General features: G+C 69.4%; 16 protein-coding genes. 6 read left to right on the top strand and 10 right to left on the bottom strand.

Annotated elements, in window-relative coordinates:
• Window positions 1-78: 78 nt before the first annotated feature.
• From ACTMO_RS0104720 to nrdR, 3 genes are all read right to left on the bottom strand, one after another.
• Window positions 79-1,869, bottom strand: coding sequence for a Xaa-Pro dipeptidyl-peptidase (locus tag ACTMO_RS0104720; protein ID WP_019853515.1), 1,791 nt, complete (start codon window positions 1,867-1,869; stop codon window positions 79-81).
• Between the two features lie 232 nt (window positions 1,870-2,101).
• On the bottom strand, window positions 2,102-4,927 hold the full coding sequence (locus tag ACTMO_RS0104715; RefSeq protein WP_019853514.1) for a vitamin B12-dependent ribonucleotide reductase: 2,826 nt from the start codon (window positions 4,925-4,927) through the stop codon (window positions 2,102-2,104).
• 160 nt (window positions 4,928-5,087) lie between these two features.
• Window positions 5,088-5,630 (bottom strand): transcriptional regulator NrdR, encoded by a 543-nt coding sequence (gene nrdR, locus ACTMO_RS20325; protein WP_019853513.1) that lies wholly within the window; start codon window positions 5,628-5,630, stop codon window positions 5,088-5,090.
• Window positions 5,631-6,399: 769 nt separating this feature from the next.
• Between nrdR and lexA the strand changes: the two genes are divergently transcribed.
• Window positions 6,400-7,065 carry a transcriptional repressor LexA gene (lexA, locus tag ACTMO_RS23620; RefSeq protein WP_051099190.1) on the top strand — a complete coding sequence of 222 codons (666 nt, stop codon included), beginning with the start codon at window positions 6,400-6,402 and terminating at the stop codon, window positions 7,063-7,065.
• Between the two features lie 27 nt (window positions 7,066-7,092).
• Here lexA and ACTMO_RS0104700 read toward each other — a convergent pair whose 3' ends face one another.
• From ACTMO_RS0104700 to ACTMO_RS0104680, 5 genes are all read right to left on the bottom strand, one after another.
• Window positions 7,093-8,148, bottom strand: a complete 1,056-nt coding sequence (locus ACTMO_RS0104700; RefSeq protein WP_019853511.1) for an NHL repeat-containing protein — start codon at window positions 8,146-8,148, stop codon at window positions 7,093-7,095.
• Window positions 8,149-8,158: 10 nt separating this feature from the next.
• Complete coding sequence (hflX, locus tag ACTMO_RS0104695; protein ID WP_342670120.1) at window positions 8,159-9,583, bottom strand: GTPase HflX; 1,425 nt, start codon at window positions 9,581-9,583, stop codon at window positions 8,159-8,161.
• Between the two features lie 201 nt (window positions 9,584-9,784).
• Window positions 9,785-10,663 carry a diaminopimelate epimerase gene (gene dapF / locus ACTMO_RS20320; protein ID WP_019853509.1) on the bottom strand — a complete coding sequence of 293 codons (879 nt, stop codon included), beginning with the start codon at window positions 10,661-10,663 and terminating at the stop codon, window positions 9,785-9,787.
• Between the two features lie 9 nt (window positions 10,664-10,672).
• On the bottom strand, window positions 10,673-11,638 hold the full coding sequence (gene miaA, locus ACTMO_RS20315) for a tRNA (adenosine(37)-N6)-dimethylallyltransferase MiaA (RefSeq protein WP_019853508.1): 966 nt from the start codon (window positions 11,636-11,638) through the stop codon (window positions 10,673-10,675).
• A gap of 100 nt (window positions 11,639-11,738) precedes the next feature.
• Complete coding sequence (locus ACTMO_RS0104680; protein WP_019853507.1) at window positions 11,739-12,452, bottom strand: class III extradiol ring-cleavage dioxygenase family protein; 714 nt, start codon at window positions 12,450-12,452, stop codon at window positions 11,739-11,741.
• 397 nt (window positions 12,453-12,849) lie between these two features.
• Here ACTMO_RS0104680 and ACTMO_RS0104675 point away from each other — a divergent pair, with 397 nt between their 5' ends.
• Window positions 12,850-14,172: a DUF349 domain-containing protein gene (locus tag ACTMO_RS0104675; RefSeq protein ID WP_019853506.1), complete on the top strand. Its 1,323-nt coding sequence runs from the start codon at window positions 12,850-12,852 to the stop codon at window positions 14,170-14,172.
• A gap of 129 nt (window positions 14,173-14,301) precedes the next feature.
• Here the strand turns inward: ACTMO_RS0104675 and ACTMO_RS0104670 are convergent, their stop codons facing one another.
• Window positions 14,302-14,832, bottom strand: coding sequence for an Rv2732c family membrane protein (locus ACTMO_RS0104670; RefSeq protein WP_019853505.1), 531 nt, complete (start codon window positions 14,830-14,832; stop codon window positions 14,302-14,304).
• A complete protein-coding gene (gene miaB / locus ACTMO_RS0104665) occupies window positions 14,820-16,292 on the bottom strand; it encodes a tRNA (N6-isopentenyl adenosine(37)-C2)-methylthiotransferase MiaB (RefSeq protein WP_026448880.1) in 1,473 nt (490 codons plus the stop codon). Before miaB ends, ACTMO_RS0104670 begins: the two co-directional genes overlap by 13 nt.
• 290 nt (window positions 16,293-16,582) lie before the next feature.
• On the opposite strand from miaB, the gene ACTMO_RS0104660 reads away from it, so the two are divergent.
• The 4 genes from ACTMO_RS0104660 to ACTMO_RS0104645 are packed head-to-tail and all read left to right on the top strand — an operon-like array spanning window position 16,583 to window position 19,855.
• Window positions 16,583-17,338: an ATP-binding cassette domain-containing protein gene (locus ACTMO_RS0104660; protein WP_019853503.1), complete on the top strand. Its 756-nt coding sequence runs from the start codon at window positions 16,583-16,585 to the stop codon at window positions 17,336-17,338.
• 55 nt (window positions 17,339-17,393) lie between these two features.
• A complete protein-coding gene (locus ACTMO_RS0104655) occupies window positions 17,394-18,290 on the top strand; it encodes a glutamate ABC transporter substrate-binding protein (protein ID WP_019853502.1) in 897 nt (298 codons plus the stop codon).
• 57 nt (window positions 18,291-18,347) lie between these two features.
• Complete coding sequence (locus ACTMO_RS0104650; RefSeq protein ID WP_051099186.1) at window positions 18,348-18,998, top strand: amino acid ABC transporter permease; 651 nt, start codon at window positions 18,348-18,350, stop codon at window positions 18,996-18,998.
• The gene (locus ACTMO_RS0104645) at window positions 18,995-19,855 is read left to right on the top strand and encodes an amino acid ABC transporter permease (protein ID WP_019853500.1); all 861 of its coding nucleotides are present in this window, start codon (window positions 18,995-18,997) and stop codon (window positions 19,853-19,855) included. The genes ACTMO_RS0104650 and ACTMO_RS0104645 overlap by 4 nt, the downstream gene beginning before the upstream one ends.
• The last annotated feature ends 1 nt before the right edge of the window (window position 19,856 follow it).

Genomic DNA, 19,856 nt, shown 5'->3' with positions numbered 1-19,856 from the left:
CGTGGAGAACTCGGCGGGCTCGCCCGCCCGTGCCCGGGATTCCCGAGTGGGACCCGCCGGGCACGGGCAGGCGGTTTCCTACCGGAACACCCCTCGTCCGGCCACGGCGGGAACCACCACCCGGCTCCGCGCCAGGTCGAGGTTCAGCTCGGTGCCCGCGCTGGGGCGCAGGGTGTGGTCGTGATCGCTGGAGAGCACGACCAGCCCGAGCTCGTGCCCCCTCGGAAGCACGTAGTCATCCGGCATCATCTCCACGGTGATCCGGTAGCGCTCGCCCGGTTCGACCGGGACCGTCCGCTGCCGGGACCTGCGGTTCTGCGGATCGGTCCACCCACGGGTGATCGGTTCGACCGAACCGTCGGGGGCACGGTCGACCAGCATCGCGGTCACGTTGGCCGCCGGACTGTCGAAGGACAGGGCCAGCCGGGCCCGTACCGTTCCGCTGATCCGCACCGGCCGGGGGACCCCGTCGGTGAAGTAGGACAGTCGGTGCGGGGAACGCCGCGCACGCGCCAGCTCCTCGGCTTTCCTACTCGGGTCGTCACGCAGGGTCTCCACCACTCCCCGGGGGACCGGCCCGGTGGGAGTCAGCCCGCCCCGCGCCCGGCCGCCCGGTGTGGGAGTCAGGAGTGTCTTCCTGGCTCCGGGAGCCGGCCACTGCCGTTCCCGGTGCCAGCTGCCGTCGGCGCGCTGGATCGTCACCGGCGGCTCGGTGGTGACCCCGTTGGGCACCCCGTGCAGATAGTGGGTGAACCACCGGTTCAACGTCCGCAGCCACTGCCGCCCGCGGATGTCGATCGGATCGCGGTGCCCCTGCTGGTGCCACCAGATCCGGTGCCGTACTCCCTGCTCCCGCAGGGCGCGGTACCACTGCGCCGCCTGCTTCGTCCTGACGTTCCAGTCGTCGAGCCCGTGCACCGACAGCACCGAGGCCCGGACACCGTCCACGTCGTGGAGGTAGTCGCGTTCCTCCCAGAACGCGTTGTAGTCTCCGGTCAGCCGGTCCTGTCCCTGCCGGAGGCGCTCCAGCACCCGTTCGCAGTTCCGGTCGTTGGTGTGCACGTACTCCGCCAGGACGTCGGTGTCCTCTCCCTGGTAGCCCCCCGGTGCGACCACGGCACCGTCCGCCCGGTAGTAGTCGTACCAGCTGGAGATGGCGCCGATGGGCACGATCGTCTCCAGGCCCTCCACGCCCGTGGTGGCCACGGCGTTCGGCAGCGTGCCGTTGTAGGAGACCCCCATCATCGCGACCCTGCCCGTGGACCAGTCCGCACGGGCCGGTTCGCCGTCCGTGCCGTGTCCCGGGGCCCGACCGTTCAGCCAGTCGACCACGGACTTGGCTCCGAGGGTCTCGTTGCGCCCACCCGAGGTGGGGCACCCCTCCGAGGATCCACTGCCCAGTGACTCGGCGTAGACGACGGCGTATCCCCTCGCCAGCAGGAAACGCTGGTACGCCCAGTCGATCTCGGCGTCCGAGGACCGCGGGGAGCTCTGCCCGCTGCGCCGGACACGGGCGTCGATCCCGTCGGGCACGTACAGCTCCCGGTCCACGTCGTGGTTGGTGACCGGGTTGCCGCCGGCAAAGTAGGGGCTGGCCCGATAGACGACGGGAACACGCATCCCCCGTTCCGTCTCCCGGGGACGAACCACCTGGACGTGCACCCTGTCGTCACGGCCGTCGTGGTCGCTGTCCACGTTGGCCGTCACGAACAGGTCCTCACGTACCGCTTCGGACGGGTCGAACACCGGCTGGGCGACCCCGTCCTCGATCACGGGCGCGGGCGGTTCCGGTTCGGCACCGGCCGGCGGAACACCGAGCAGCGGCAGGGTGATCACGGCGGAGAGAAGAGCGGTTCGCGCTCGCCACATGAAAACTCCTGATCGGATGTTGACGGACGATCAGCAGCCTGCCAGTCGGCACACCCGTGTCAACGACGCAGCGCGGCGGCTTTCGGACACGGCGTGTTCGAAAGCGCCCCGGAGACGGTCAAGGCCCGGAAGCGGCGACGGGGAGAGACCGAAAAACGGGGGCCGGCCGTGCCGACCCCCGTTTCTCCGGGCCCCGTGCTCGGCTCCGCGCCGCGCGCGGCACCGAAGTCGCTCAGCTGCAGCCCGAGGTCGCTCCGCAGCCCTCGCAGAGGTAGCACGAACCGGAGGGACGCATCTTGGTGCCGCAGGTCATGCACAGCGGCGCGTCGGCCGCCTTGCCCAGCTTCAGCTCCAGCAGCTCGGTGGAACTTCCCGCCTCGGTGTCGTCGCCGGGATGCTGCACCAGGGGCCTGGGCCGCGCGGAGTGCTCGACCGACTCACGCATCGAGTCCAGCTCGTTCTGCTCCGGACTCACGTCGGCACCGTTGACCTGCTCGGTGCGTTCGGCGGCGGTGAAGATCCCCAACTGGGCCCGCTTCTCGTAGGGCAGGTGGTCCAACGCGAGCCTACGGAACAGATAGTCCAGCACGCTGCTGGCCATGCGCACGTCGGGGTCGTCGGTCATACCGGCGGGCTCGAAGCGCACGTTCTGGAACTTGGAGACGTAGAACTCCAACGGAATGCCGTACTGCAGACCGACCGAGATGGACATGGAGAAGGCGTCCATCACACCGGCCAGTGTGGAGCCCTGCTTGCCGAGCTTGATGAAGATCTCGCCGAGCCCGTCGTCCGGGTAGGAGCCGGCGTGCAGGTACCCCTCGGCGCCACCGACGGTGAACGAGATCGTCTGGCTCGGACGCTTCTTGGGCAGCCGCTTGCGGACCGGGCGGTACTCGATCTCCTTGCCGGCCTGCTGCTCGCCCCGTTCCTTGTCGCCGTTGCCCGCCGACAGCGGCTGGCCGACCTTGCAGTTGTCCCGGTAGATGGCCAGTGCCTTGAGGCCGAGGCGCCATCCCTCGAAGTAGATCTCCTGGACGTCCTCGACCGTGGCGTGCTCGGGCATGTTCACGGTCTTGGAGATCGACCCGGACAGGAAGGGCTGCACGGCGGCCATCATGCGGACGTGCCCCATCGGGGCGATCGAGCGTTCGCCCATGGCACAGTCGAACACCTCGTAGTGCTCCGGTCGCAGGCCGGGGGCGTCCACCACGTGACCGTGCTCGGAGATGTACTCGATGATGGCCTCGGCCTGCTCGTCCGGATACCCCAGCGCCCGCAGCGCGCGCGGCACCGTGCGGTTGACGATCTGCATCGAGCCACCACCGACCAGTTTCTTGAACTTGACCAGTGCCAGGTCCGGTTCCACACCGGTGGTGTCGCAGTCCATCATCAGGCCGATGGTTCCGGTGGGGGCCAGCACCGAGGCCTGGGCGTTGCGCCAGCCGTGCCGCGCACCGATCTCCAGTCCCTCCTGCCACACCTGGGTGGCCAGGTCGTGGATGTCGGTGTCGTTGCGGTGGTAGGTACGCACCAGGTCGTTGGCGGCCGCGTGCTTGCGCATCACGCGCTGGTGGGACTCGGCGTTGCGCGCGTAGCCCGCGTAGGGGCCCACGGCCCCGGCCAACTCGGCCGAACGCCTGTAGGCGGCTCCGGTCATCAGCGAGGTGATCGAGGCGGCCAGTGCGCGTCCACCGTCGGAGTCGTAGGCGTGGCCGGTGGCCATCAGCAGCGCACCGAGATTGGCGTAGCCGATTCCGAGCTGGCGGAAGTCCCGCGTGGTACGTCCGATCGCCTCGGTCGGGAAGTCGGCGAAGCAGATCGAGATGTCCATCGCGGTGATCACGATCTCGACGGCGCGCCGGAACAGGTCCGCGTCGAAGGTCAGGTCCTCGCGCAGGAACTTCATCAGGTTCAGCGAGGCGAGGTTGCAGCTGGAGTTGTCCAGGTGCAGGTACTCCGAGCACGGGTTCGAGGCGGTGATCCTGCCGGACTCCGGGCTGGTGTGCCAGTCGTTGATGGTGTCGTCGTACTGGATGCCCGGGTCGGCGCACTCCCAGGCCGCCCTGGCCATCCTGTTGAACACGTCCCTGGCCCGGACGGTGTCGGTGACCGAGCCGTCGGTCCGTGCCCGCAGGGAGAACTGCCCGTCGCTCTCCACCGCGCGCATGAACTCGTCGCTGACACGTACCGAGTTGTTCGCGTTCTGGTACTGCACCGAGACCATGTCGGAGCCACCGAGGTCCACGTCGAACCCGGCGTCGCGCAGCGCACGGATCTTGTGTTCCTCCCGGGCCTTGGTCTCGATGAACTCCTCGACGTCGGGGTGGTCGACGTCGAGCACGACCATCTTGGCCGCCCGGCGGGTGGCCCCTCCGGACTTGATGGTGCCGGCCGAGGCGTCGGCCCCGCGCATGAACGAGACCGGTCCCGAAGCGGTTCCGCCGGAGGACAGCAGTTCCTTGGAGGAGCGGATGCGGGAGAGGTTCAGGCCCGCCCCGGAGCCGCCCTTGAAGATCAGCCCCTCTTCCTTGTACCAGTCGAGGATCGACTCCATGGTGTCGTCGACCGAGAGGATGAAGCAGGCCGACACCTGCTGTTTGGAGCTGGTGCCCACGTTGAACCACACCGGCGAGTTGAAGCTGAACACCTGGTGCAGCAGCATGTAGGTCAGCTCGTGCTCGAAGATCTCCGCGTCCGTCTCGGAGGCGAAGTAGCCGTGTTCGCTCCCGGAGCGGACGTAGGTCTTGACCACCCGGTCGATGAGTTGCCGCAGGCTGTTCTCGCGCTCGGGGGTTCCGAGCGCGCCCCGGAAGTACTTGCTGGTGACGATGTTGACCGCGTTCACCGACCAGAAGTCCGGGAACTCGACGTCACGCTGCTCGAAGTTCACCGAGCCGTCACGCCAGTTGGTCATCACGACGTCACGACGCTCCCAGTTCACCTCGTCGTAGGGGTGCACTCCCTCGGTCGTGTAAACACGCTCGACCCGGATCCCCTCCGTACGGGCTCCTGCCTCCGACTCCCCAGCGGAGGCCGGACTACCGACGGTCTCTGTCATGGCGTGACTCTCTCCCTCGTCGCTCGCTCTCGTGGTGCCACCGTCCGGGCTCCCCGTCCGGCTCGGTCGCGTCTTCCGCTGTTCGGGCCCGGTCCCGTGGTGGACCGCCCTCTTGCGTTTCGCCGCCCTGGTCCGACGGCGTGCCGCACCCCGTCCCGGTTTAGGCATTCGTGCTCGCTTCGCTCTCCGCGCCGGAGGTCTCCCCCGTATCGACCCGTTCCGTCCCTGCGTTGCCGGTGGTGGACGTGGCCTCCTCCGGGCTGCCGCCGCGCAGGTCGGCGATCTCCCGCTCGAAGTCCTCCACGGAGGTGAACGAGCGGTACACGCTCGCGAAGCGCAGATAGGCGACCTCGTCGAGATCCCGGAGAGGCCCCAGGATCGCCAACCCCACCTCGTGACTCGGCACTTCGGGCATTCCCAGGGAGCGGATCGTCTCCTCCACCCGGTGCGCGAGCTGTTGCAGGGCGTCCTCCTGGACCGGACGTCCCTGGCAGGCACGACGCACCCCCCGTACGACCTTGTCGCGGCTGAAGGGTTCGGTCACCCCCGAACGCTTCACCACGGTGAGTACCAGCTCCTCCACCGTGGTGAATCTGCGACCGCACGCCGCACAGGAACGCCTGCGACGAATGGACTGCCCCTCCTCCACCTCGCGCGAGTCGACGACACGGGAGTCGTCACCCCGGCAGAACGGACATCGCAACGCGAGTCATCCTCTCGACACAATCGGTCAACCACCGATGCGTATCACGCAACACTGATGCCGGCCGGACAGTCGGCACGATGTGACCCGAATAACCACCCTGTCGGCAGTATACCCAAGTCGTTGATTAATTACATCAATGAAACTACTAGATGTTGTGGTCGACTGTATCCCCCGGCCCTATCCTAAGCAAATCGGGGTCCGGCGTTCCGACGACTCGCCGAACAACCGGCACACGACGGACCAGCCCGCCGACAACGACGCGACGACCACCCGACACACACGGGACACCGGTTGTCCGACACACACGGAACAGGTGAGAGGGACGACCCGAGATCACACGGGAGTCCCTCCGGCGGCTCCCGCCACCCACCCGGCGGAACACACGGGAGAGGGATCGGAGCACGCTGGAGACCCCCGAAAAATACCGCGCCCACCGCTGCCGGCGGCGAGGTGTCCCCCGCCGCGAAGAACACGGAAAACCCCAGGTCGGCGCCACGAGCAGTGGCCGTTCACGGTGGCACCGCCCCATGCCCGTGTCGGGGAGCACCCGTCGGGACGAGCGAGAGGTCCCGCACTCCGCGGGACCGGCCGCGGGACAACGTGGAGATCTCCGGCACGCTCCGAGGCGGACGGCGTCGAACTGGTGTTTGATCTCCTCGCACGGGCCGTCTACCGTGGAAACCAGTCAGCGCTCGCGCACAGTGGTGGACAGGAGGTTCCGACGGTGAACCACGCGCCCGATCCCTCCGCGTCCGGCACTTCCGAAGTGGAGCACTCCGGAACGGACCCCTCCGACGGAACCGAACTCACCCCACGTCAACGCCGCGTGCTCGACACGGTGCGCGACTGGATGCACGAGCACGGATACCCGCCGAGCGTGCGGGAGATCGGCGAGGCCGTGGGGCTGACCTCCACCTCCTCGGTGGCCTACCAGCTGCGTGCCCTCGAACGCCGGGGATACCTGCGCCGCGACCCACACCGCCCGCGCACGGTCGGTGTCCTGACCACCTCGGACGAGGCAGGCTCCCCGGCGACGCCGGAACCTCCCTCCCCGAAGGAGCCCGCCCGTGTCCCCCTCCTCGGACGCATCGCGGCGGGCGGACCGGTCCTCGCGGAACAGTCCGTGGAGAACGTCCTCCCCCTTCCCCGGGAACTCGTGGGCGAGGGGTCCCTCTTCCTGCTGAGCGTGGTCGGGGACTCCATGACCGGCCTGGCCATCACCGACGGCGACTGGGTCGCCGTCCGCCAGCAACCGGACGCGGAGAACGGGGACGTGGTCGCCGCGATGATCGAGGGGGAAGCCACGGTCAAAACCCTCAAACGCACCGAGGAGCACGTCTGGCTGCTGCCCCACAACGACAGCTACGAGCCCATCCTCGGCGACGAGGCCACCATCCTGGGCAAAGTGGTGGCGGTGCTGCGCAGACTCTGAGAACACCGGAACCGGGAGTCGGCGGTCTCAGCGGCGACGCCGCGCGGCCACCGAGAGCACACCCAGCACGACGAGAAGCACCCCCACCGCCAGGGCGGCCCCGCCCGGGAGGAACTCTCCCGCTCGTCCACCGCCTTCGGCGGAACTGTCGGAGTCGTCGGGGGTCGGTGATCCCTCCGTCCCGGAATCCCGCGTCCGCCCGTCGGCGAGCTCCAGGGCGTTCGGGACGATGTTCACCGGACCGAGCTGCTCCGAGGCCGACAACAGATCGCCCCGCGGTGTGAACGCCACCGCCTCCCCCTGGGGCTCCCCCGGAAGTGGGATCCGCAGAGGATCACGGGCGAGGGTCTCCGGAACACTGCCGGAAACCGGGTACAGGTACACCTCCGTGTAGGTGCGAACCGCCAGGACCTCGTGTTCGGCGCTCGTCGCCGCCCCGGTGACCGCCACCGAACCGAAGGCACTCGGCACCGGGCCACCCGGAGTGTCCGTCGACTCCAGTCGCAGCGTCGTCACACGTTCCAGCTCCACCGGGTGTCGTTCGTCGAGTTCCCCCACGGGCCTGTAGACCCCGGCCGTGCCGAAAGGATTCTTGGTCACCACGTGGGGAACACCGTCCCGCCCGAGCAGCAACGCCTCCGCGTCGTGCGGGCCGTCGGGGTAGCGCATCCGGTAGAGCCGAGCCGAACCGCTGTCCGGGGAAACCACGTGCACGGCGATCGTGTCCCGACGTCCGCTGTTGTCCCCCGTGTCGGCCACCCACAGCCTGCCGTCCGGGGAACGAGCCAGGTCCTCCACGTCGTAGGGATCCACGTTCCAGTGGTACGAGTCCACGACCGAGCAGTCCCGAGGACTCATCTCGTAGACCCGCAACCGGCTGCCCCCGTCAGGGACGGCGTACCAGCCGTCCGGACCCGCGACTAGGCCGGACAACTCACTCAGCCGCTCGTCCCGGGGTGTGCAGTGCACCGTGGGAGCCGCGGCCTCGGCGACCGGCACGTCCCCGGAACGGGCGATTCCCCGCCCGCCTGCGGCGACGAGCGAGGCAGCGGCCACCAGGAGCACGAGGGCGACCCGTCGCACGAGGCCGCGCTCACGCCGTCGTCGCGAACGGTTCGAGGGCGTTGGCCAGCTCGGTGCGCACCTTGGCACGCAGTCTGGTGCCCTCGGCGGTGTGCTCCCGCTCCATCAGCTCCCCCTCGGTGTGCACCCGGGAGACGAGTTCGCCTCGCGTGTAGGGCACCAGGGCGTCCACGTACACCTCCGGCCGGGGCAGCCACTCCGCGATCGCGGCGTGCAGCTCGTCGAGTCCGGCACCGGAACGTGCCGAGACGAACAGCGCCTCGGGAAGCAGACCTCGCAGCTGGGCGAACTTGGTGGCGTCCAGGGAGTCCGCCTTGTTCACCACCACGATCTCCGGAGGCCCCGTCGAGTCCTGTTCGGCACCGATCTCGGAGAGGACCTGCCGCACGGCACTCACCTGCTCGTGCGGGGCCGCGTCCGCCCCGTCCACGACGTGCAGCAGCAGATCGGCCCTGGTGACCTCCTCGATGGTGGAGCGGAAGGCCTCGACGAGCTGGTGGGGCAGGTGACGCACGAAGCCGACCGTGTCGCTGAGCGTGTAGGGTCTGCCGTCCACGGTCCGCGCCTGCCGGGTGGCCGGATCCAACGTCGCGAACAGCGAGTCCTCCACCAGCAGACCGTTACCGGTCAGGGCGTTGAGCAGGCTCGACTTGCCCGCGTTGGTGTAGCCGGCGATGGCCACCGAGGGCACCGAGTTCGCCACGCGCCGGGAACGCTTGGTCTCGCGGATCGTGCTCATCGCCGCGAGTTCCTTGCGGAGCTTGCTGATCCGCTTGTGGATCCGCCTGCGGTCGGTCTCCATCTTGGTCTCACCGGGACCACGGGTACCGACACCGCCGTTACCGCCGCCGGCACGCCCACCGGCCTGCCGGGACATCTTGTCACCCCAGCCACGCAGTCGCGGCAGGTAGTACTGCAACTGGGCCAGCTCGACCTGGGCCTTGCCCTCCTTGGAGTTGGCGTGCTGGGCGAAGATGTCCAGGATCAGCGCCGTGCGGTCCACGACCTTGAGCTTGAGCTTCTCCTCCAGTTGTCTCAGCTGCCCCGGGGCCAACTCACCATCGCAGATCACCGTGTCCGCACCGGCCGCCAGGGCTATGTCGCGAAGTTCGCGTACCTTGCCCGCTCCCACGTACGTGGCGGGGTCGGGGCGGTTCCTGCGCTGGACCACTCCGTCCAGCACCTCGGAGCCGGCGGTTTCGGCCAGCCGGGCCAGCTCCCCCAGCGAGGCCTCGGCCTGTTCCGAAGTCCCTTCGGTCCACACCCCGACGAGCACGACCCGTTCCAGTCGCAGGCGTCGGTACTCGACCTCGGTGATGTCGGAAAGCTCGGTGGACAGCCCGGAGACCCGCCGCAGCGAGGCACGTTCGGCCCGTTCCAGCTCGCCGACCGAGAGTTCGTCCCCCTCCGGTACGTGCCCGGCCGTGCCGTTCACGTGCCCGTCGACGTTGTCCGTGTCGATTCCCCGCTCCGGGGCACCCCCGAAGCGCTCCTCGGTGAAGTAACGGTTTGTCAAGTAATCCTTACTCAGCTGCTCGTGGCTCGTTCGAACACGGTCCGCCCGTTTCCCCTCCCGCACGGGGATGTCGGAAACGACCCGACCACCATGTATTATGGCACGTTCGTCCACCGCTTTTCAGCGATCAACCCCCGAAACGGTCAACGGGGCCCCCTCGGGACAACTCCACCACGCGGCGTCCAGCCGTCCGTGCGCCACCAGTTCGGCGGGCCCGGTGAGCGTGCTCGTCTCGGGAGTGACCTCGACCTCCACGGCGCCCCCGGGCACCAGCACGATCCGGGAGCCGCGCTCCTCCCCGGCGGCGCGCACCACGGCGGCCGTGGCCGCCACGGTTCCGGTGCCGCAGGAACGGGTCTCACCCACTCCACGCTCGTAGACCCGCATCCTGATCCGTTCCCCGTCGAGCGGCTCGACCAGCTCGATGTTCACCCCCTGGGGGAAGAGTTCGGGGTCGTAGCCCGGCCGCACCGACAGGTCGAGCTCGGAGACCTCCCCGGTCAGACACACCAGATGCGGGTTTCCCAGGTCCACCGACAGCGCCGACATGGCGTAGCCGTCGATGGTCACACTGGAGTGCCCGCGGACGGCGGCGGCCCCCATGTCCACCGTCACCCGTCCCGGCGGCCCCACTCCCACGGTGCGCGCGCCCGCCCTGGTGCCGACCACGAACTCACCGGCGGAAACCAGTCCCGCCTCGAAGAGGTACCGCGCGAACACCCGCACACCGTTGCCGCACATCTCGGCCACCGAGCCGTCGGCGTTGCGGTAGTCCATGAACCACGCACCGGACGGAACGTCACCGGGTGCCGGCTCACCCAGCAGAGCAGTGGGCACCACCCGGAGCACGCCGTCGCCTCCCAGACCACGCCTGCGGTCGCACAACGCCCGAACCCTGTCCGGGGTCAGCTCCAGCTCACCACGTGGATCGGGCAGCACGACGAAATCGTTCTCGGTGCCGTGGCCCTTGAAGAACTCCGGTCCCGTGTAAGACTGCACCGGGCCAGTCTATCCCCCGGACGGTCCCGTCCCGCCGTGCTCACGGGACGGCGCCCGTTCCCCCGAACAGCCGCTCGCCCACAGCCGCAGCACCGTGTTCTCCAGGTCCGAAGCGCCCGCCTCCACCCAGTGGATCCGCTTGTCCCGCCGGAACCAGGAGCGCTGTCTGCGAACGAACTTCCTGGTCAACCGCGCGGTTTCCGCAGCGGCCCCGCTCATGTCGGCGGAGGAGTCCAGTTCGGCGAGCACCTGCTGGTAGCCCAACGCCCTGGAGGCCGTGCGCCCGTGACGCAACCCGGCCCGCTCCAGTCGGCGCACCTCGGTCACCAGACCGGCGTCGAACATCTCCGCGACCCTCCTGTTGACCCGCCGGTCCAGTTCCGCCACCGGACGGTCCAGCCCGACCAGCACCGTCCCGTAACGGGGCGGCCCCGGCTCCGGCAGGTTGGCGGAGAACCGTCTTCCGGTGATCTCGATGACCTCCAGGGCACGCACCAGCCGACGCCCGTTGGAACTCGGGATGGACTCGGCGGCGGGCGGATCCAGCTCGGCCAGTTCCCGGTGCAGCCGCGCGCTGCCGAGCAGCTGCAACCGCTCCTCCCACCGGGCCCGCACGGCGGGATCGGTCCCGGGAAAGTCCAGCTCGTCCAGCAGCGCCTGCACGTACAGACCGGACCCGCCGACGACGATCGGCGGCACGCCCTCCCGTAACAACCGCTCCACGGTTGCCCGGGCCTGCCGCTGGTAGGCGGCCACCGAGGCGTTCTCGGTGACGTCGAGCACGTCCAGCTGATGGTGCGCGACGCCCCGGCGCAGCTCGGGCGGCGTCTTGGCCGTACCGATGTCCATGCCCCGGTAGAGCTGCATGGCGTCGGCGTTGACGATCTCCCCGCCGCACCGTTCGGCGAGGCGCAGGGCCAGCTCGGACTTTCCGGTCGCGGTGGGGCCGACGACGGCGAGCGGACACGGCATCATCGTGGGCACCCCTCCAGCCTAGGCAGCCTCGGGACACGGACGGCGAACCCCGCGTCCCGAACTCCACTCGCCTCCGACCGGGCGCCGGCCGACGAGCTCATCACCGCCCCGACCGGCTCCACACCGCCACGTGGTATCCCACCCCGAAAGGCGCGGCCGAGTAGAGCAGTTCGGCCTCCCAGCGCCCCCCGTCCGAGGCGAGCAGACCGGCCAACGCACGCAGCGCCGCCCCGCCCCGCACCCCGGACCGGGTCGCCACCGGCTCCCCCAGCTGCTCCAGACTGTGCGGATCCGGACCGGACAGTCCCGCGCGCAGCAGCGCGGTGGCCCGGGCGGGATCGCCCTCCCTGCCGTAGGCACCGAACTCGCGGGGGCCGTCGGCGAGCACCAGCAACGCTGTCCGGTCCGTGTCCGCGGCCTCCGCCAGTTCCGAGCCGACCTCACGGGCCCGTTCGGCGGTGCCGGCCTCGTCCAACAGCCACATCCGCATCCCGTTCGCCCCGGCCTGTTCCCGCAACCATCCGCCCACCAGCGCGGGAAGCGGGAGAGTCTCCTCGGGGCAGGACGCCGCCGCCGGCCCGAAACTCACGGGCACGTCGACACCGAAGCCGGCGAAAGTGCCCCTCGTGGTGGGCGGCAATTCCCCGGTGATCTCGCTGTCGGTACCGAGGGCGAGCCACTCCCCGCTCACTTCGGCCAGCAGGGCGACCGCACGGCGGCAGGCGTCGCGCAACTCGGCCACCTCGGGAGAGGCCCGCACGGTCAGCCTGGGAACCAGCAGGGGCGGTTGGGGGACCACGACGACACGGCTCATCACACCGACGAACGGTAGAGCCCCGTGGAGGGACGGACGGGGCCCGGGTGGCCACGGGTGGGAACCGCCGGAAGAACACGGGAACGGATTCCTGCCTCCACAGCGGAGGTACCGTCCAATATCGTGGTGGGAGCACACTCTCCCGGAAGAGCTGTCACCGGGCGTCGTCGGCCACAGCCGGACCGGCCGTTTCCCCGAAAGGAAGATCCGGTTCGCGCACCGGCCCCGGGACCGCGCGCTGCCCAGGCGTGGCGGACTGGTTGACGCACGGCCCGGCTGTGTGAACACGCCGTCGGCGGCACACCGAACACGTGCCGCCACGTGCCGGCCCCGCCGCCGAGGCGGGGCGCTCGTGCCCGGCACGAGCACCTGAGCGGGCAGAAGGAGGAAGCCGGCCATGACAGACCAGGACACGACGCCGAACACCGCCGACGCACCGGCGGCCACGGACTCGACGACGAGCGATTCGGGACGTGGCGCCGCGCCCGCGGTACCGATCGCCTCCAGCGATCCGGCGCGCTGGGGCCGGATCGACTCCGAGGGCCAGGTCTACGTACACACCTCGGCCGGGGACCGTTTCGTCGGGGCCTGGCAGGCCGGCGAACCGCAGGAGGGGCTTGCCCACTTCGCCCGACGTTTCGACGACCTGCGTACCGAAGTGGAACTGCTCGAAACCCGGATCTCGACGGGGGCGGGAGACCCCAAGCAGGCACTGTCCAACGCCAGGCATCTGCGGGACGGACTGCCCGAGGCCTCGGTCGTCGGCGACGTGGACGCGTTGGCCGCGCGCCTGGACCACGTGGTCGCGCGGGCCGAGGACGCGGTGGAACGGGCCCGTCAGGAACGGGAGAAGGCCCGCGCCGACGCGGTGGCCCGCAAGGAGGCGCTGGTCGCCGAGGCCGAGCAGATCGGTGCCGAGTCCACCAGTTGGAAGGCCGCCGGCGACAGGCTGCGGGCCATCCTGGACGAGTGGAAGACCATCAAGGGGGTGGACCGCAAGACCGACGACGCGCTGTGGAAGCGGTTCACCAAGGCCAGGGACGCGTTCAACCGGCGGCGCGGCTCCCACTTCGCGGAACTGGACCGGCAGCGCAACGCGGCGAAGGAACGCAAGCAGGAGCTGGTCGCCGAGGCGGAGTCGCTGACCGAGTCCACCGACTGGGGCCCCACGGCGGAGCGGTACAAGCAGCTCATGGCCGAGTGGAAGTCCGTGGGACGCGCCCCCAAGGACAGCGACGAGGCGCTGTGGAAACGGTTCCGGGCGGCCCAGGACAGGTTCTTCGGCCGCAGGGCCGAGGCCTTCGCCGAACGCGACGCCGAGTTCGCCGAGAACGCCAGGCTGAAGGAGGAACTGCTCGCCGAGGCCGAAAGGATCGACCCGAGCGTCGACCTGAACGCCGCCCAGGCACAGCTGCAACGCGTTCAGCAGCGCTGGAACGAGATCGGCAAGGTCCCCCGGGAACGGATCAAGGAGTTGGAGGGCAGGCTCCGCGCGGTGAACGAGCGGGTACGCGAGGCCGCCAACACCGAGTGGCGTCGGACGGACCCGGAGGCCCAGGCTCGGGTGGAGCAGTTCCGGGAACGTGTCGAGCAGTACGAGCAGCAGGCGCAGAAGGCCCGCTCGGCGGGGGACCGCAAACGGGCCGAGCAGTACGAGCAGCAGGCCCGACAGTGGCGGGAGTGGCTGAACGCCGCGGAGAACGCGTTGACCGACCGGTGACCGAAGGACCGTGGCCCGGGAGGAGGGCTTCCCGGGCCGTACGGTCGGTCACGCCGGGACGTTCCCGACGGATTTTCGCTTTCGGACCGCGTCCAGGTCGGTTCCCCACGGCGGATCCGTGGGCACCGCTCACGGGCGGGACCAGACGATACGCAGCCACTGGACCGCCAGCACGGCCATCGCCACCACGGCGAGCACCAACCCGAAGGAGGGGCCACCGGGCTGTCCGGGGGGCACGGTCTGCCTCGACCAGATCGCGATGACTCCCTCGACGGTGACCACCGAACACGCCATCGCCGTGATCCACGCGACGGGCCACCGTCGGGTGGCCAGGGTCAGCGCCCCCAGCAGCACCCCGGCGACGGTGGCGTTGATCGAGAACAACCGGGGCAGCAGCCCTATCTCCAACACCGGGTCCGCCTGTCCGGCGATCACCTGCCAGCCGCTGGCCCCGCCGATCCAGGGCAGCACCGCCGTGAGCACCAGAACCAGCATCACCCCGACGATGACCAGCGCTCGTCCGCCGGGATCGATCCAGCGCCCGGCGGCACGCTCGGCCCCCGGCGACGCGGTGCGGAACTCTCGCCGTTCGGACTGCTCCACCTCGTTCTCCTCCGTCGGGAACCCCTCGGTCCGCGCGTCCTCCCTCAACAGCCACACCCCTGTTCCACGGGCTCGCCGGCCGGCGCCCCGAAGGAGGGAAGACCGAGGGTCACCCCGGAGGTCTTGGGCCGCTGGCCCGCCTCCCAGTGGTCCCCCGCCTTCGTGCGGCGGTGGTCCAGCAGCCCCCCGTCGGCCAACAGGTGGTGCGGAGCGGCCTGGCTGATCCGGGTGCGGACCACGTCCCCCGGTCGGAGCCGTTCCCGGAGTTCCTCGTCCGGGGTGAAGTGCACCAGACGTCCGTCCCGGGCGCGTCCCGACCAGCGTGCGGTGTGGGCGTTCTTGCGACCCGCCCCCTCGGCGACGAGCAGTTCGACCTCACTGCCCACCAGGGCCTCGTTGGCCTCCAGGGAGATCTCGTTCTGCAACTCCACCAGCCTGTCGTAGCGCTGCTGCACGACCTCCTTGGGCAACTGCCCCTCCATCTCGGCGGCCGGGGTCCCCGGTCGCTTGGAGTACTGGAAGGTGAAGGCACTGGCGAAGCGGGCCCGGCGCACCACCTCCAGGGTCTGCTCGAAGTCCTCCTCGGTCTCACCCGGGAAACCGACGATGACGTCCGTGGTGATCGCGGCGTGCGGCATGGCCGCCCGGACCTTCTCCACGATCCCCAGGTACCGCTCGGCGCGGTAGGAACGCCGCATCGCCCTGAGCATCCGGTCCGATCCCGACTGCAGGGGCATGTGCAGCTGCGGGCACACGTTCGGGGTCTCGGCCATGGCGGCGATGACGTCGTCGGTGAAGTCCCGGGGATGCGGCGAGGTGAAGCGCACCCGCTCCAGCCCCTCGATCTCGCCGCAGGAACGCAGTAGCTTCCCGAAGGCGTAGCGGTCACCGAACTCGACGCCGTAGGCGTTGACGTTCTGCCCCAGCAGCGTCACTTCCAGCACGCCCTCGGAGGCCAGCGCCTCCACCTCGGCGAGCACGTCGCCCGGACGCCGGTCCTTCTCCTTGCCGCGCAGGGAGGGCACGATGCAGAAGGTGCAGGTGTTGTTGCATCCCACCGAGATCGACACCCAGCCGGAGTAGGCGGACTCCCGACGCGCCGGAAGCGTGGAGGGGAACCTGTCCAACGACTCCAGGATCTCCACTTCGGCTTCCTGGTTGTGCCGGGCGCGTTCGAGCAGCGTGGGCAACGAGCCGAGGTTGTGGGTCCCGAAGACGACGTCGACCCACGGGGCGCGCCGCACGATCTCGCCGCGGTCCTTCTGCGCGAGGCAACCGCCCACGGCGATCTGCATGGCGGGGTTCTCCTGCTTGGCGGAACGCAACCGGCCGAGATTGCCGTAGAGCCGGTTGTCCGCGTTCTCCCGCACCGCGCAGGTGTTGAACACGACCACGTCGGCGGTGCCCTCCTCGGAAGCCCGCACGTAGCCAGCTTCCTCCAGCACTCCGGAGAGTCGCTCTGAGTCGTGCACGTTCATCTGGCAGCCATACGTGCGCACTTCGAATGACTGAGGCACCCGGTTGTCCGTCACGGTCCCACCATATCCCCTGGTGGAAAGCGCTCCTCCGTGGTATCGGGGTGGCTCCTCCCACGTGCCGGAGGACACCCGACCCGGACCGTTCACCACCGGCAGGGCACGTCACCGCACGTGTCCACACGACTCCCCTCCGTCCGTATGGTCCACGCGGCGGACGGACGTAACCGAGTTGCAATCTCCGGTGATCGCGCTGATCTGGACTCAGGGGCACGCGCGGCTTAGGTTGCCGACATCGTGTCCTTCCGCCCCCGAGCCGGTCTGGAGATCGCATGACCGAGGCTTCCACGGACTCACCGATGATCCGGGTGTCCGCGGTCGACAAGTACTTCGGCTCCTCGCACGTGCTCAGGAACGTGAACCTGGAGATCCCCCACGGTCAGGTCGTGGTGGTGCTCGGCCCCTCCGGGTCGGGGAAGTCCACGCTCTGCCGGGTGATCAACAGGCTGGAAACGGTGGACTCGGGCTCGATCCTCGTGGACGGGAAACCCCTCCCGGAGGAGGGACGCGCCCTGGCCGAACTGCGCGCCGACGTCGGAATGGTGTTCCAGCAGTTCAACCTGTTCGCCCACAAGAGCGTGCTCGACAACGTCACCCTGGGACCGACCAAGGTCCGCGGGCTTTCCAGGAACCAGGCCCGCCAGGAGGGCATGCGTCTGCTGGAGCGGGTCGGCATCGCCGACCAGGCCGACAAGTACCCCGCCCAACTGTCCGGCGGCCAGCAGCAGCGCGCCGCGATAGCGCGCGCGTTGGCCATGCGTCCCAAGGTGATGCTGTTCGACGAGCCGACCTCCGCGCTGGACCCGGAGATGGTCAGCGAGGTGCTGGAGGTCATGGCCGGTCTGGCCGCGGAGGGCATGACCATGCTGGTCGTCAGTCACGAGATGGGGTTCGCCCGCCGCGCCGCCCACCGGGTGCTTTTCATGGCCGACGGGGAGATCGTCGAGGACACCACCCCGGAGGGGTTCTTCGAGGCCCCCGAGTCGGAACGGGCCCGGGACTTCCTGAGCAGGATCCTCACCCACTGACCCACCCGAACGAGGACGGGACCGGACATCACGGCCGAGACCGGAAGGGACACTCATGCGCACAGGGAAACCGACCGTCGCCGCGCTGGCGGCCGTCACCGGACTGCTGCTCACCGCCTGCGGTGGAGGCGGCGGGTCCACGGAGGACTCGAAGGAGTTCACCGCTCCCGTCGCCGAGAACCCCTCCTTCGAGGAGGGGACCACGATGGCCCACCTCGCCGAGCAGGGCACGATCACCGTCGGGACCAAGTACGACCAGCCCCTGTTCGCCCTCAAGGGCCTGGACGGCGAGATGCGGGGCTTCGACGTGGCCATCGCCGAGATCATCGCGGGGCGACTGGGCATCCCCGCCGACCGGATCAACTGGCAGGAGACCCCGAGCAAGGACCGGGAGAAGTACATCCGGGACGGCACGGTCGACATGGTCGTGGCCACCTACACCATCAACGACAAACGTGACGAGCGGGTCGACTTCGCCGGTCCCTACTACCAGGCCGGCCAGGACCTCATGGTGCGCGCGGACAACGAGTCGATCACCGGCCCGGAGTCGTTGCGGGACAGTGACGCCGAGGTCTGCTCGGCCCACGGCTCCACCCCCTCCGAACGGATCCGCGAGTACGTCGACAACTCCAGGCTGGTGCTGTTCGACTCCTACTCCAAGTGCGCCGACGCGTTGAGCAACGGCCAGGTCCAGGCCGTCACCACCGACGACGCGATCCTCATGGGGCTGGTCAGCGAGAGCGACAACGAGTTCAAAGTGGTCGGCGAGACCTTCAGCGAGGAGCCCTACGGGGTGGGCATCCTCGAGGGCGACGTCGACTTCTGCGAGTTCGTCAACAAGAGTCTGCGCATCGCCGCCAAGGAGGGCACCTACCAGCAGGCGTGGAACGCCACGGCGGGCCGGGTCTCGGACAGGACGCCGGAACTTCCCGAACTCCGCTCCTGCAGCTGACCGGTGTCGCCGGAGGGGAGCGGGCGCACCGCTGCCCTCCGGCCGTTGGAGGGAACCGTGCAAGTCCTCATAGCCAACCACGGGGCCTACCTGAGCGGGATCGCGACCACCCTGTGGCTGTGCCTGTACTCCGGCGTGCTCACCCTGGTCGTGGGGACGGTGATCGCGGGGTTCCGGGTGTCCCCGCTGACGCCGCTGCGCGCCTTCGGCACCGCCTGGGTGACGGTGTTCCGCAACTGCCCCCTCGTGGTGGTGCTGTTCTTCATGGCCTTCGCGCTGCCCGTTCTCGGGCTCAACGCCTCCTACTTCGTGTTCGGCACGGTGGGACTGGCCCTGTACACCTCCGCGTTCGTCTGCGAGGCGATCCGCAGCGGGATCAACTCCGTGCCCGCCGGGCAGGCCGAGGCGGCCCGTTCGATCGGCCTGGGTTTCACCCAGACCCTGGGGCTGGTGATCCTGCCGCAGGCGGTGCGCAGCATCATCCCCCCGCTGGGCAGCGTGCTGATCGCGATGATCAAGAACTCGGCCATCGCCGGAGCCTTCGGGGTGGGCGGGGACCTGTACATGACGGGCACCCGGCTGTCCTCCGCACAGGGTGAGGCCGTGGTGCCGGTGCTGATCGGTGTGGCGCTGGGCTATCTGATCATCACCATCCCGGCCGGCCTGCTGCTCGGCTACGTGGAACGGAAGGTGGCGATAGCGCGATGACCGGTTCCGTGCTGTACGAGGCGCCGGGGCCGCGCGCCAGGCGCCGCGCACGCCACGCGAGTGTCGTGACCGCGCTCCTCCTGCTGGGGGCTCTCGGCTGGGTGATCCACCGCTTCGCCGCCGAGGGCGAACTCGCCTACGAGAAGTGGGGCGCGCTGATCGACCCCACGAACGAGAACTTCGGTCCGCTGTGGACGCTGCTCGGCGGCGGACTCGCCAACACGCTGCTCGCGGCCGGATGGGCCATCCTGCTCTCCCTGGTCATCGGCACCGTGCTCGCGCTGACCAGGATCACGGCCGCGGCCTGGTACCGCTGGGCGGTGGTGGGAGTGATCGAGCTGCTGCGCGGCACCCCCGTGGTGGTGCTGATCTTCTTCTCCGCCCAGGCCCTGCCCGCGCTGGGGCTGAACGTCTCCCTGATGTGGGCCCTGGTCATCGGGCTGACCGCCTACAACTGCGTGATCATCGCCGAGATCGTGCGCGCGGGCATCACGGCACTGCCCCTCGGCCAGAGCGAGGCTGCCTACGCGGTGGGGATGCGCAGGCACCGGGTGCTGCTCCACGTGCTGCTGCCCCAGGCCTTCCGCGCCATGCTTCCCGCGCTGATCAGCCAGCTCGTCGTGGTGCTCAAGGACACCTCGCTGGGTGTCACCATCAGTTACGCGGAGTTCGTGCAGCGCGGCGAGATCGCCATCGAGAACCTGGACAACCAGATCCAGGTCTATCTGGCGCTGGGTGTCGTCTTCATCCTGATCAACTACACGCTGAGCAGGATCGCCGTCCACACCGAACGGATACTGAGCAGGGGGAGGTCCGCCGCCAGGGAGCCGGAAAGCGCGGCGGCCACCGGAGACTGAG

It is taken from the genome of Actinopolyspora mortivallis DSM 44261, from assembly GCF_000384035.1.
Taxonomy (GTDB): Bacteria; Actinomycetota; Actinomycetes; order Mycobacteriales; family Pseudonocardiaceae; genus Actinopolyspora; species Actinopolyspora mortivallis.
This window is presented reverse-complemented; position numbering and strand designations above follow the sequence as displayed.

What these genes read in the sequence shown, in the direction of transcription:
- ACTMO_RS0104720 (WP_019853515.1), bottom strand. Translation starts at nt 1,869, where the DNA reads ATGTGGCGAGCGCGAACCGCTCTTCTCTCCGCCGTGATCACCCTGCCG.
- ACTMO_RS0104715 (WP_019853514.1), bottom strand. Translation starts at nt 4,927, where the DNA reads ATGACAGAGACCGTCGGTAGTCCGGCCTCCGCTGGGGAGTCGGAGGCA.
- miaA (WP_019853508.1), bottom strand. Translation starts at nt 11,638, where the DNA reads ATGATGCCGTGTCCGCTCGCCGTCGTCGGCCCCACCGCGACCGGAAAG.
- ACTMO_RS0104680 (WP_019853507.1), bottom strand. Translation starts at nt 12,452, where the DNA reads ATGAGCCGTGTCGTCGTGGTCCCCCAACCGCCCCTGCTGGTTCCCAGG.
- ACTMO_RS0104675 (WP_019853506.1), top strand. Translation starts at nt 12,850, where the DNA reads ATGACAGACCAGGACACGACGCCGAACACCGCCGACGCACCGGCGGCC.
- ACTMO_RS0104660 (WP_019853503.1), top strand. Translation starts at nt 16,583, where the DNA reads ATGACCGAGGCTTCCACGGACTCACCGATGATCCGGGTGTCCGCGGTC.
- ACTMO_RS0104655 (WP_019853502.1), top strand. Translation starts at nt 17,394, where the DNA reads ATGCGCACAGGGAAACCGACCGTCGCCGCGCTGGCGGCCGTCACCGGA.
- ACTMO_RS0104645 (WP_019853500.1), top strand. Translation starts at nt 18,995, where the DNA reads ATGACCGGTTCCGTGCTGTACGAGGCGCCGGGGCCGCGCGCCAGGCGC.